The following is a 12,987-nucleotide window of genomic DNA, read 5'->3' as shown; positions in this document are numbered from 1 at the left end:
AGGTGGAGGAGTTTCTCCTGGCCCTCGTGCCGGACCTGCAGGACGCGTGGAAGGGGGCCACGGAGGATGAGATCGTCCAGATAGAGGCCATCGCCGGCCGCCCGCTGCCGAGATTCTACCGGTGGTTCCTCATGCGAATGGGACACGACATGGGGCCGTTGGGATATCCCACGGCGGACTTCTCGGCGCCGAAGGTTCTGGAGTGCTACGCCCGGCGCCAGTTCGTCCCCAATCCGCGATTCTTGATGATCGGCCACGAATCGGACGAAATGATGCCGCTGCATTTTTTCTACGATTTCGACCATTCGGTCCGAGAAGACGCACGAGTGACAAAGAGCCATGCGCTCGGCGGGGGCTTTCACCATGTCTTCGACACGTTTCGGGAGAAATTGACGTGGGGAACTTTCCTGGCGTTCTATCTGACGACGCTGCCCCAGTGCTGTGTCGGTTCATTCAGGCGGCACGATGGCGGTGATTTGCGCACGGCTCTCGATCCCCTCATGGAGAGCCTCGGCTTCATCCGTCCCATCGCAACTGGGCCGAACTGTGCGATCTATCGCGGCTCCCGGGCGAGCATGGTCACGTACTCCGGCCCCGAGGGCCTCCCGGGCTACCAGACGTTCCGTTTGGCCGGAGAGGATTCCGCCCGATTGCGCAGGATCTTGGGCTCGCTCGGGTGCGAGCCGGCGTTTCACGTAAAGGTTAGAGAATGGCTTCCTCGGCTCGCCAGCGGCGTTTGAGAGCGGAGCTTGTCGTGAAGAGATAGACGGTTCGTCGACAGTCTCCGGCCCGGGATCGAGAACAGAGGCGACCGGCGACCCCGTCGCTTCGAGACATTGCGCGCCTGCAAGCTCGCCCACGATCGGGTCGGGTCCCTGCGGCGGGCGGAGCAGCCCGTGTCGCGCCGGCGAGGGTGTGCATGCATGGGAGGCGGGGACGCGCGTGCGCTCGTGAGGCCGCGCGCGTGAGCCTGCCGATGCTGACGGCCTCGCCCGTGTCGCCTCGATACGCCGCCGGCTTGTGTATGGTGGGCTGGATGTTCGCGCGTCGTCTCGTCTCGGTCCTCGCTTTGGTCGCCGCCTGCAACTCACCCACGGCCAGCGAGACTGACGACGGCAGCAGCAGCGGGGACGCGAGCGGCACCACGGCGTCACCTTCGAGCACGACCTCGACCACCACCACCGGCGAGCCGGAGCCGACCACCACCGGCACGACCGGTGACGACAGCACCACGAGCACCAGCGAGCCGTTGCCTGAGCCGTTGCCGCCGCTCGCGGGGCCGGTGCCGCTCACCGACGAGCTGCTGCGCACCCCGACGCACCCGGTCGACGAGGACAAGCTGCTCGACTTGCGAGTGCCGGCCGACGTCGAGGTCGCGCTGGCCGAGGGCTACGGCGACGTCATGCTCGGCCCTGGCGAGCCGGTGCTGCCGCGCACGCTCGACGGGTCGGAGCCGCCGTCGCCGGGCGCGGCGCCGAAGCTGCTGGCGCGCTTCGTCCACCTCGCCGACACCCAGTTGGCGGATGACGAGTCGCCGGCCCGGCTGGCCTCGTTCGACGAGGTCTCGGGCGGCGCCTTCCGCCCGCAGGAGGGCCACGTGTGCCGCATGCTCAACGCCGGGGTACGCACGATCAACGCCCTGCACGTCGACATGCCGCTCGACTTCGTGCTGCTCGGCGGCGACAACACCGACAACGCGCAGACCAACGAGCTCGAGTGGTTCATGGGCATCCTCAATGGTGCGCCGGCGGTCGAGTGCGACTCGGCGATCGACGACGATCCGCTGCCGGGGCCCGACAACGACCCGAAGGATCGCTTCGCGCCGGTCGGCCTCGACGTCCCGTGGCTGTGGGTGGCGGGCAACCACGACGTGCTGCGTCAGGGGACGTTTGCGATCCTCGACTTCAGCGAGCCGATCGGCGCGTCGTCGGTCGGCGGGACGCGGGACTACGGCCAGCCCGGGGCGCCGATCGTCAAGGGGATGGTGCCGGCCGACCCGGCGCGGGCGTTCTTGACCGAGCCGGAGCAGGTCGCGCTCGTGGCGGGCGACGGCGACGGTCACGGCCTCGACGAGGCCGCGGTCGCGCTCGGCCGGGCGTTCTACACCTTCGACGTCGCGGGCACGCCGCTGCGGTTCCTGGTGATGAACACGTCGTCGCTGACCGGATCGAGCCAGGGCCTGATCCGGCCGGTCGACCTCGAGGCGGTGATCGGGCCGAAGCTCGACCAGGCGCTGGCCGAGGACAAGTGGGTGATCGTGACGTCGCACCACCGCTCGGGCAGCCTCGGCAACGGGCAGGAGTTCGGCATCGGCACCAAGTACGACGACGCGCTGACGACGGTGCAATGGCAGGAGTTCCTCGGCGGCTACGACAACGTGATCCTGCACCTGGCCGCGCACACGCACCGGCTGATGGTCGAGCCGCTGCAGCCGGTCGGCGGCCACGCGTACTGGGAGATGGTGACGCCGTCGCTCAACGACTTCCCCTCGCAGATGCGCGTGATCGAGGTGTGGGACCAGGACAACGGGGCGCTGTCGATCCAGGCGCGCGCGTTCGACATGATCACCGACGACGACCCGCTGGCCGAGCTCGGTCGCACGCTCGCGGTCGCCGACTTCACCTCCGGCTGGGAGAACGACGGCCGCGGGACCGGGCCCGACCAGCGCAACGTGGAGCTGTGGATCGCCGCGCCGGAGTGAGCGCGAGCGCCGGGCACGAATCGGCGCCTTGACCGCGTCGGGCCGGCCTGCGACCGTGCCGGCCGCCCTCATGACGACGCGATCTTCGCTCACGTTCCTCTTCTCCACGATGATGGCTTGCAACGGCGGCGGAGCAGACTCGGCGTCGGAGAGCACGAGCAGCACGAGCACCGATGCGAGCGGCGCACCGACCGGATCGAGCGGCGTGCCGACGACCTCCGGGACCTCGACCGGCACTGTGGGCAGCGACAGCGACAGTGACGGCACGACGACGGGCACGACGACCAGCACCGGCGCGATCGAGACGACGACGACGACGACCGGCACGAGCACGAGCACGACGACGACGACGACGACCGGCACGAGCACGACCACGGACGAAGGCACGACTGCGCCGGTCGATCCCTGCGACCCCGATCCCTGCGCCGCGCCGCAGCACTGCCAGGACGGCGCGTGCCTCGATCCGGAGCCGCCGGGCGCGGGGCAGGTCCTGGTCGTCGAGATGATGATCGATCCGCACCTGTCCGACTTCGACGCCGAGTGGTTCGAGCTGCTCAACGTCAGCGACGACTACCTCGACCTCGACGGCTGTCGGCTCGCCGACCTCGGCGTCAACGGCAACGATCACCCCATCGACGCCGGCGGCCCGCTGGTCCTCGGCCCCGGCGAGCGGATGGTGATGGCCAAGACGGCCGACCCGGCCGTCAACGGCGGCCTCGAGGGCGTCGCCTACGCGTTCGCGCAGGAGTTCTCGCTGACCAACACCGGGGACGCGTTCATCCTCCGCTGCGATGACGTCGACGTCGACGTGGTCGAGTTCGAGCCGATGACCTGGCCGTACGACACCGGCGTGGGCATGCAGCTCGACCCGGGGCAGGCGGACGCGCTCGCCAACGACGCGCCGGCGGCGTGGTGCGCGGCGATCGGAGAGTATTTTCCGATGCACACCGGCAGCCCGGGCGCCCCCAATCCGCCGTGTCGCTGACGGCCGTCTCGACCGGCCGGGCGCGGGCGCCAAGGGCATGATCGGGGCCGCTCCTGCGAGTCCTGCACGCGATCCGCACGCCGTGGGCGCCGTACTCGGGGATGTTCTCCCACGACGGCACGCGGCACGCGGCCGGCGGCGGGTCCTGGTACGGCGAGGGCGGCATCCTGCCAGCGAGGACGACTGAACAGGTCGTAGAGGCCCTGGCTGGTCTTCGGGCCGCCGCCCAGGTTGATGCCGCCCTCGAAGCGGCCGGACATGCCGGGTTCAATCGCGCAGGCTCGATGGATCATGCATGAAAAGACATGCCCCATCGGGCATGCCCTTCGAGACATGTTCATACGCTCAGGCGGGATCGACGACGCGCCCGTAGAACAGTAGAACGCCGCTGCGGACGTCGCGGACGTAGAAGATGAACGGGCGGTCGGCGATGAACGGGATCGGGGTGGCGCTGGCGTTGCCGACCGAGATCTCGATGGCGCCGCCGGCCCCGCCCTCGCCGTGCTCTGCGACGCTGAGGCGGGCCCGGTGGCGCACGGACGACAGGGCCAGCTTCTTCTCGTCGGAGATGTCGTCGAGCTCGGCGCGGCGGGCGTCGAACACCCGGGCGGCGCCGAGCTTGGCGATGAACGGCGCGAGGTCCAGGTCGCTGTCGAGGCTGAAGCGCGGGATCTGGAGGTCGACCGGGGCCGGCTTGGCGACGTCGAGCCAGCTCTGCAGCCGTTCGAAATCGAAGCCCTTCTCGACGTCCTCGAGCCCGCCGCGGGTCGCGGGCAGGAGGATGATCATGCTGTACTCGCCGCCCTTGTACGGCAGCTCGACCAGGCGCAGCTTGCCGGCCAGGCCGAGGGTGGTGGACACGCGCTGCACGCTGCGCATCATCGGCACCGGCTCGCGGTGTTCGTGGCCGTAGAACATCACCGGCTGGGTGGCGGCGGGGTCGAACGGCTCGAGCCAGTCGGCCTTGAACGCGGCGGCGTCGGTGACGAGCAGGCGCGTGGCGGCGTCGATGGCCTCCGCGGCCACGACCTCGCCGATCTCGTCGCGGGTCTGCTCGCGCACCCAGCCGTTGATGTGCTCGCGCGCGCCGGCGAGGTCGCCGGCGAAGTCGAGCGCGCCCGGCTCGGAGGCGAACACCTTGCGCGTGAGGTCGAGGTACTCGGGCTTGAACGCGTACTTGCGATCGCCGAACACCCGGCTCGCGGTCACGAGGGTGACGTGGCCGCCGGGGTGGTTCCAGCGCGCGGCGAGGTGGGCCAGCGCGGCGTGGACGTCGCCGGTCAGGCCGTCGTGGCGCAGCACCTCGGCCAGCTCGCGCGCGGTGGTGCCGCTGCTGCCGGCGTGCAGCATCGCCAGCGAGACGGACAGGCTCATGCCAGAGACGAGCAGGTTGCCGGGCTGCTTGGCGAGCTTGCGCTGGAGGGCGATGGTGAAGTCGTTGATGCTGCGGCCGAGCGCTTGCTTGAGCTCGCTGCCCTTGCCGGCCGGCGGCGCGGGCTTGCTCGGCTCGGGGGGCTTGGCGGCGGCGGGCCCGGCCTCGACCGCGGGGGCGGTCTTGTCGAGCGACGCGTGGGTGGGGGTCGGCGCGGCGGTGGGGATGGCGGCCGGGGCGGCGACCGTGGCGATCGGGGCGGGCTCCGGTTTCGTCGCCGCGGCGTCGCAGCCGGCCAGCGCGACGCAGACGACGAAGGTGCGGTGGACTCGCTGCGACATGGACTCGCTCCTGGAGGCATGGTGCCGCAGATCGCCGCGCACGAGCGCGCCTGCGCTGCGCTGTCGCTTGGCGACGTCGCGGCGGGGGGCTGCGCGCCCAGGCTTCACGGCGACGCGCCGGAACGACCGGACTCAGCCGCTGGCCGCTCGAATCCGTGGGGGCGTGCGGCCTCGAAGACCGCAATTGCGCGCGCGTCCGCGGCGCCCGTCCGCAGCCCACGCGGGGCCGATCTGTGTGATCGCGTCGTGAGGACCTCGGCGAACGAGTATGTCCCTTCGGACAGGTGATGCGCGGGGGCTCGCGTCGAAGCTGTCCTTCGGGTCATGTTGGTTGCGCGGCGCGAGCGAGGATGGCGCTCGGGACAGGTGAGTCGCGGACTGCTCGCAGTCGCTCCAGACCGTGTGGGTGTGGCCCTGGGCCTCGCTCGACGCGGCGCTCTCGGTCTCAGAAGTGATAGTCGAGCTGGTAGGGCACGCAGGCGAGGTTGTCCGGGGTGTCGACGCGGAGCCACACCTTCGCGCTGTCGTCGAGGCCGTCGCAGTTGAGCTTGGGCGCGACGGTGGTCGCGCTGCAGCAGCCCTTCTGGCCTAGCGGGGCGGTGTCGGGGGTGGCGCCGTTGCAATTGATGCTGGTGCCGCCGCCGTTGCACTGCAGGTAGACGCAGACCCGGCCGCCGCTGCCGTTCTGCTGCACCAGGCTGCGCACCGGGTCGACGTAGTTGAGGAAGGCGTCGTCGCCGGCGAAGGTGTACCAGTCGACGTCGTTGGCGCCCTTGATGGTGGCGCACACGAACGAGCCGTCGTCGTCGGCGTCGGTGATCGTGCCGAGGTTCTGCGCGGTCTCCTGGTTGTCGTGCGGCTCCTGGCCGTAATCCTCGCAGGCGTCGGTGACCTGCTTGCACGGGCGGCAGGCGCCGTCGGTGTGGCAATACTCGGCGCCGCCGGGGCCGCAGGCGCTGTGCATGGCCTTGACCGTGTTGGTCGGGGTGCCGTCCTCGCAGGTGTCGTCGGTGCAGTCGTTGGCGTCGTCGGGGACGTCGGAGGCGTCGAGCATGACGACTGCGTCGCCGGCCTCGCACACGAACCGCTGGCAGTCGCCGGGGACCTGCTTCGGCGGGTCGTCGGCGAACTCGCTCTCGAGGCCGCCCTGGCCGTCGCACACGTCCTGGCGGCAGTCGCCGGGGGCGCTCGGCCAGACTGTCCCTTCGGGCAGGTCGGCGACGCCGCAGACGCCCTCGGTGCAGGTGACCTGCTGGCAAGGGGCCGGGGCGGGGCAGTTGTTCGGGCACTGATCTTCGCCGGCGGTCGGGACGACGTCGGTGGCCTGGCCGGTCGAGGTGCTCGTCGCGGTGTCGGTGGCCGGGCCGGTGGGATCGTCGTGGAACAGACAGGCGCCGGCGAACGCCGTGATGATGATGCCGATCGCCGCCGCCTCGCTTCGCATGCGAACTCGAGGATGCCCGCGCGAGAGGGGCAGCGCGAGGGCCACGTCGTGAGACCGCCGAGAGCGTGGTCGCGCGCGAGGGTCGTGCTAGGGTCGAGCGCCGTGGAGCCGGTCCGTCTCGCGCTGTGCCTGCTGCTCGCAGGGGCAGGCGCCAAGCTGGTGCTGGTGGGGCTGCGCGCGCTCGACGGGGCGGCCGCGGGCCTGGCGACGCCGTGGGCGCTGCCGGCGATGCTGTATCAGGAGGTGTGGGCGGCCCTCGGCGCGCTGGCGCTCGCGGCGGGGCTGGTCCGCGTGGGGGCGCGCGCAATGGCGTGGGGCGGCTACGCGCTCGCGGGGCTGTACATGGCCGCGAACGTGCCGATCGCCCGCCAGTTCGGGACGCCGCTGACATGGGCGTTCGTCGAGGCGACCGGCGGGGCGCTGTGGGACTCGATCGCGGCCTACGTGACGCCGGGCAACGCGGCGGCGGTCGGACTGGTGATGGGATGGGTATGGGCGCTGCCTCGGCTGGTCCGCCGGCCGCCGCGGCCGCTGTGGGCGCTGGTGCCGGCGCTGCTGCTGGTGCTCGGGCCGGCGGGGGTGCGCCGCTGCGAGACTCTGGGGCTGCACCGCAATCCGATCGCGGCGCTGGTGACGACGCGGCTGGCGAGGATGACCGATGGGACAGGTCCTCGGGGACAGGGAGTGACGGTGGCCGCGGAGGGGCCGGCGATCGACCTGAGGCACCTGAACGGGGCGGGCCGCGGCCGCGACGTGATCTGGGTGCTGCTCGAGTCGACGGGGGCCCGCTACCTGACTGCGTACGGGGCGGAGGTGGAGGCGACGCCGCGGCTGTCGACGCTGCTGCGCGGCGGGGTGGTGTTCGAGGCGGCGTACACGAGCTACCCCGAGAGCATCAAGAGCCTGTACGCGCTGCTGTGCGGGCGGCCGCCGGCGCCGGACACCAGCGCGGCCGACTACGCGGCGGGCCGGGCCGAGTGCGAGCCGCTGCCGGAGCTGCTGCGCGGCCACGGCTGGCGCACGGGGCTGTTCCACTCGGGGCGCTTCGTGTACCTGGGGATGCGCGCGCTGGTCGAGGGCCGCGGCTTCGAAGCGCTGCACGACGCGCAGACGATCGGGGGCGAGTTCGCGGTCAGCTTCGGCACCGACGACGCGTCGACGGCTCGGCGGGTGCTGCAGTGGATCGACGAGGCGCCGGAGCGGCCGTTCTTCGCGCTCTACATGCCGATCGCGGGCCATCACCCGTACCGCAGCCCGGGCCGCGGGCGCCGGCCGTTCGCGGCGCAGTCGGAGCTCGAGCACTACCGCAACGATCTGCACGCGGGCGACGAGGCGCTGGGGCTCTTGATCGACGGGCTGGCGGCGCGCGGCCGGCTCGACGAGGTGCTGTGGGTGATCGAGGGCGATCACGGGGAGGCGTTCTACCAACACGCGGGGAACTTCGCGCACTCGCTGTTCGTGTACGAGGAGAACGTGCACGTGCCGCTGGCGATCGTGCCGCCGCGGGGGTTCGCGGCGCCGGTGCGCGCGCCGCAGGTGGCCGGGGCGATCGACGTGGCGCCGACGATCGCGGCGCTGCTCGAGGTGCCGGCGCCGAAGTCGTGGACGGGGCGCTCGCTGTTGACGCCCGCGCCGGGGGTGGCCCGCTTCTTCAGCGACTACAACAGCGCGCTGCTGGGGCTGCGCACGGGCAGCTGGAAATGCATCGTCGAGGCCGAGACGGGGCGGGTGCGGCTGTTCGACGTGTCGAGCGATCCGGGCGAGACCCGCGACCTGGCGGCGGCGCTGCCCGAGCGGGCGGAGGCGTGTCGGGCGGACTTGCTCGAGTGGGCGGCGAGCACTCGGGCTGCGGTGCGGGGGGCGGATTGAGCGGTGGTCGCGGGTCGAAGAAATTCTCGGCTCGAATAAAATGTCCGAAGGGACAGGCTGAGGGACGCGGGTGCGGGGGGTCGCGCGGGCAGGGCGACGGGTGAGGGGGCGTAGCGACGCTCGCGGTCGGGAGGCCGCCGCTTGCACGATCGGCGCGCCCTCTGGGCCTCGACGCTTCCGTCAGGCCGGGAAGGGACAGTAGTCTCTACCGATGATGCGTTCGCTCGCGGTCATCCTCGCCTCGCTCGTCGGCTGCGCCGGCGCTCCGGTGGTTCGTCCCGCGCCCCCGTCCGGGACGGCGGAGCCGCCGGTGGTCGCGGCGCGGCAGTCACCCGAGCCACGGCGGATGCAGCCGACCGACCCGCCGCCGGTGTTCCTCGACCCGGAGCGGCGGGCGAAGCTCGAGGCCGCGTTCCCGGTGATCGACGCGTACCTGCAGCAGACGGTCGCGCGCGACCGGCTGGTCGGGCTGGCGGCCGGGGTGGTCATCGACGGGGAGCTGGCGTGGTTCCGCGGCTACGGGCACCGCGACCCGGCGCGCGGGTTGCCGGTCGAGCGCGACAGCGTGTTCGGGGTCGGCTCGATCACGAAGACCTTCACTGCGCTCGCGGTGCTCAAGTTGCGCGACGAGGGTCGACTCGACCTCGATCGGCCGGCCGCGTCCTACCTCCCCGCGCTCGACGACATCGCCTATCCGACGGCCGACAGTCCGCGCTTCACGGTCCGGCAGATCCTCACCCACACGGCCGGGCTGCCGCGCATGGGCAACTTCGCCGAGTACCCGGAGACGCCGCCGAGCCGCGCCGAGTTCCTGGCGACGCTCGCGGGGATCGGGCTGGACCGACCGCCGGGCGAGCGGCGCGTCTACTCGAACCTCGGGTTCCAGCTGTTGGGTCCGCTCGTCGAGGAGGTCGCCGGCGTCGATCATCGCCGCTACGTCCGCGACCAGATCCTGACGCCGCTGGGGATGACCTCGACGGTGTGGGCGCCCGAGGATGTCCCCGGGGACAGGCTGGCGATCGGCCACGAGCGCGCGCCGGAGGGGACCTCGCGGCCGCGGCCGCACTGGCGCCCGGGGGCCGCCGACGCGGCCGGCGGGCTGTATTCGAGCGTGGAGGACCTGGCCCGCTACGCGGCCTTCAACCTCGCCGCGTGGCCGGCCCGCGACGAGGCGGAGGTCGGGCCGCTGCGCCGCGCGACGGTCCGCGAGGCGCACGCGCTGGCGGTGTTGACGAGCTTCGCGGCGGCCTCGATCCCGGCCGCGCCGGCCCGCGTCCACATCTCCGGCAGCGGGCTCGGGTTCGGCGTGCAGGCGACCTGTCGCTTCGACCATGTGGTGGCCCTCGCCGGCAAGACCCTCAACTACCGCGCCTCGCTGCACATGCTGCCGGGCCGCGGGGTCGCGGTGATCCTGCTGAGCAACCAATCGTCGATCTCGAGCACCGTCCTGCCGACCGACGGCGCCCGGGTGCTCGACCTGCTGGCCGACACGGGCGCGCTCGAGCCGCGCCGGCCCGCGCCCGCGCCCGCGTTGACGCGCGCGGCTGGCGAGCTCGCGGCGCTCGTCGGGCGCTGGGACGACGCCGCCCACGCGCGGCTGTTCGCGCCCGACTTCCGCGACAGCAACCCGCCCGCGGCGCTGGCGGCCAAGTTCGCCGGGTGGCACGCCCTCGTGGGAACTTGCGGCGAGCCGCGGCTGGTGGCGATCGAGGACCCGCGCGCCGGCAGCTTCGAGGCGACGTGCGAGCGGGGCGTGCTCCGCCTCGAGCTCCGCGTCGCGCCGTGGGCCGGCGCGCCGGTCTCGAGCTTCACCGCCGAGGCGGCAGGCCTGGCCGCCGCGCCGGCGCTGGTCGAGGCCGCCGAGGGCACGCTGCGGCTGCTCCGGCGCTGGGACGAGCGCGAGTTCGTCCGCCTCCACGCGGCCAACTTCGATGCCGGACGCGCGCGCGCTGACTTCGCCGAGGCGGCCCGGCTGTGGGGGCGCTGCCGGCTCGGTCCGCCGCGCGTCCAGGGGCCGCTCGAGGCGACCTTCGCCCTGTACTGCGACGCCGGCGCGCCGACGCTGCGGCTGAAGCTGTCCGCCACCGCGCCGGCGAAGATCGTCGAGTTCAACCTCCGAGCGTCGAGCGAGGGGCCGTGCCAGTGAGGCGCGCGGTGCTCGGAGCAGAGGATGGCTTCAAGGGCATGTCCGTATGGGCATGTCCTTGAAGCCAGGGGCTTCGCCTACGGCTACTGCCGGGTGTGGGCGACGCCTCGCAGCTCGGAGGTGAGCGGCGGGGTGACTGCGGTCCAGCTCAGGCCGTCGGGGCTGTAGGCGATGTTGCCGCCGACGCCGACGGCGACGTGGCGCTGGCCGTCGCTGGCGACGTCGTTCAGGTTGGTCATGAACGGGGAGGCCCGCGCGAGCCAGGTGATGGCGTCGGCCGAGGCGAGGATCTGGCCGCCGCCGCCGACGGCGATCCAGCCGCCGGGGCCGTAGGTGAGGCCGCGCGGGTCGGCGGCGAGGTTGAACAGCGGGGTGTAATTCCAGGTCAGGCCGTCGCCCGAGTAGGCGCTCTTGATCGGGCCGAGCATGGCGAAGTTGGGGGCGCCGTGGCCGAGGGCGCTGTAGCGATCGCCGGTCGGGCTGCCGTCGACGCGCTGGACCCAGCCGACGCCGTCCTGCCAGTTGAAGGCGCCGAAGTTCATGGCGTCGGCCTGGTAGTTGCCGATGGCGACGAGGGTGACGCCGTCGCCGGCGAGGTCGACGAGCATGTGCTTGGGGGCCGGCAGGTCGGGCCGCGTCCAGGTGATGCCGTCGTCGGACTCGAGGGTCTCGGCGCCGACGCTGTAGTCGCCGCCGACGGCGATAAAGCGCGTGCCGTGCCAGCGCACGGCGTAGAGGTCGCGCGTGGACGGGCTCGAGGAGGCGCTCCACTCGACGCCGTCCTCGGAGTGGAGGATCTTGCCGGCCTGGCCGACGGCGACGTACATCTCGCCGCCGTAGGCGACGTCGTTGAGGGCGGTGGTGATGCCGGAGGTCGAGATGACCCAGTCGGCGCCATTGGTCGAACGCACGATGGCGCCGGAGTCGCCCACGGCGATGAAGAGGTCGGCGCCGGTCTGACCGCCGGTGCCGCTGTCACTGTCGGTCTCGCCCGCTGGCGGGAAGAAGATGCAGCCGGAGACGGCGAGGACGAACGACGCGACGGCGACGCGGAGCATGACCCGGCAAAGCTAGCCGCGCGCGCCTCGAGTGTCGAGGCGCGGCCCGGCGCGCCGGGCATCGCCGCTGCGAGCATGCATCACGCGCGACGTGAGGCTCCGGACCGGCGGCATCGGGAATAAAGGCGACCGCCCCGCCGACGGCGCGCGGGCGCACTGCAGACGGTGAATTCCCGATCCGCAGCGGCGGCCTGCGACCCGCGATCGGCTCGAGCTCGGACACATCGACGGCTCGCTCGCGAGGCGTTCGCGGAGGCGGGCGCGGTCCGGCGACTTCATGCGTCGCGCACTTCGGTTCGTGGTCTGCGGGCGTTGAGCTCCGGCGCGCCGTCGTCCGCGCTCCATCCGCGGACTTCGGCTCGTGACCTGCGGAGGTGTGTGGCGCCGGCGTTCGTGCGCCATTCCATGCGTCGCGGAATTCGGCGTGAAGCCTGCGGGAGGGGTTCTCCGGCGGATGTCCGCGGTCGGGTCGCGCGGCGCTGCGGACTTCAGCTCGTCGCCTGCGGGAGGCGGCGGGGGCGGCGGTAGGGGGTGTTCTCCAGCGGGTTGTCGCCGACCAGAGAGGGGCCGAGGAGGTGCTCCATCAGGTTGAGCAGCTCGATGCGCTCCTCGTCGGTGCCGCGGGCGCGGGCGAGGTCGTAGAAGAAGGCCGGGATGGTCAGCGCCATGAACATGCCGACGAGGCCCAGCTTGGCGCCGGTGATGCCGGTGAGGCCGAGCCAGGCCAGGCAGGTGGCCCACATGATCCAAAAGCTGGCCTGGCGGGCGAACGGGCCGCGGATGAAGCGGACCTGCACGTCTGTCCCTTGGGGCATGGGGACGAGGTCGGCCTCGAGGGTCATGCGCCGCATGACGGCCGGCCCGGTGTCGACCACGCCGGCGGTGAGGTTCTGGCAGACGCGAAATTTGCGCGGGCCGAGCTCGGCGAGGAACCGGCGGCGGGTGCGGCTGCGGGCCGGGAAACCCTCGAGGATCTGGATGTCGGCGTCGCCGCGGAGCCGCGCCAGGACCTCGGCGGGCGCGAGGTCGACGCGATAGGTGAGCGCTTCGGGCAGGGCGCGCAGGGGCACT

General features: G+C 72.2%; 10 protein-coding genes. 6 read left to right on the top strand and 4 right to left on the bottom strand.

Features of this window, described 5'->3' with window-relative positions; genetic code table 11:
• The first annotated feature begins 2 nt into the window (after window positions 1-2).
• From OV090_RS01935 to OV090_RS01920, 4 genes are all read left to right on the top strand, one after another.
• Window positions 3-740, top strand: coding sequence for an SMI1/KNR4 family protein (locus OV090_RS01935; protein WP_267701731.1), 738 nt, complete (start codon window positions 3-5; stop codon window positions 738-740).
• 296 nt (window positions 741-1,036) lie between these two features.
• Window positions 1,037-2,701 carry a metallophosphoesterase gene (locus OV090_RS01930; RefSeq protein ID WP_267701730.1) on the top strand — a complete coding sequence of 555 codons (1,665 nt, stop codon included), beginning with the start codon at window positions 1,037-1,039 and terminating at the stop codon, window positions 2,699-2,701.
• A 70-nt stretch (window positions 2,702-2,771) separates the two neighbouring features.
• Window positions 2,772-3,686, top strand: coding sequence for a hypothetical protein (locus tag OV090_RS01925; RefSeq protein WP_267701729.1), 915 nt, complete (start codon window positions 2,772-2,774; stop codon window positions 3,684-3,686).
• 101 nt (window positions 3,687-3,787) lie between these two features.
• On the top strand, window positions 3,788-3,985 hold the full coding sequence (locus OV090_RS01920; protein WP_267701728.1) for a hypothetical protein: 198 nt from the start codon (window positions 3,788-3,790) through the stop codon (window positions 3,983-3,985).
• Between the two features lie 46 nt (window positions 3,986-4,031).
• Here OV090_RS01920 and OV090_RS01915 read toward each other — a convergent pair whose 3' ends face one another.
• Together OV090_RS01915 and OV090_RS01910 are read right to left on the bottom strand one after the other, a co-directional pair.
• Window positions 4,032-5,399 (bottom strand): serpin family protein, encoded by a 1,368-nt coding sequence (locus tag OV090_RS01915; protein WP_267701727.1) that lies wholly within the window; start codon window positions 5,397-5,399, stop codon window positions 4,032-4,034.
• A gap of 445 nt (window positions 5,400-5,844) precedes the next feature.
• On the bottom strand, window positions 5,845-6,843 hold the full coding sequence (locus tag OV090_RS01910) for a hypothetical protein (RefSeq protein WP_267701726.1): 999 nt from the start codon (window positions 6,841-6,843) through the stop codon (window positions 5,845-5,847).
• A 102-nt stretch (window positions 6,844-6,945) separates the two neighbouring features.
• On the opposite strand from OV090_RS01910, the gene OV090_RS01905 reads away from it, so the two are divergent.
• Window positions 6,946-8,712, top strand: coding sequence for a sulfatase-like hydrolase/transferase (locus OV090_RS01905; protein ID WP_267701725.1), 1,767 nt, complete (start codon window positions 6,946-6,948; stop codon window positions 8,710-8,712).
• A gap of 211 nt (window positions 8,713-8,923) precedes the next feature.
• Window positions 8,924-10,858 (top strand): serine hydrolase domain-containing protein, encoded by a 1,935-nt coding sequence (locus OV090_RS01900; protein ID WP_267701724.1) that lies wholly within the window; start codon window positions 8,924-8,926, stop codon window positions 10,856-10,858.
• An 83-nt stretch (window positions 10,859-10,941) separates the two neighbouring features.
• Here OV090_RS01900 and OV090_RS01895 read toward each other — a convergent pair whose 3' ends face one another.
• Together OV090_RS01895 and OV090_RS01890 are read right to left on the bottom strand one after the other, a co-directional pair.
• The gene (locus tag OV090_RS01895) at window positions 10,942-11,916 is read right to left on the bottom strand and encodes a hypothetical protein (RefSeq protein ID WP_267701723.1); all 975 of its coding nucleotides are present in this window, start codon (window positions 11,914-11,916) and stop codon (window positions 10,942-10,944) included.
• Window positions 11,917-12,404: 488 nt separating this feature from the next.
• Window positions 12,405-12,986: a hypothetical protein gene (locus OV090_RS01890; RefSeq protein WP_267701722.1), complete on the bottom strand. Its 582-nt coding sequence runs from the start codon at window positions 12,984-12,986 to the stop codon at window positions 12,405-12,407.
• Window position 12,987 lies beyond the last annotated feature (1 nt).

Source organism: Nannocystis sp. RBIL2 (assembly GCF_026626745.1).
GTDB lineage: Bacteria > Myxococcota_A > Polyangia > Nannocystales > Nannocystaceae > Nannocystis.
This window is presented reverse-complemented; position numbering and strand designations above follow the sequence as displayed.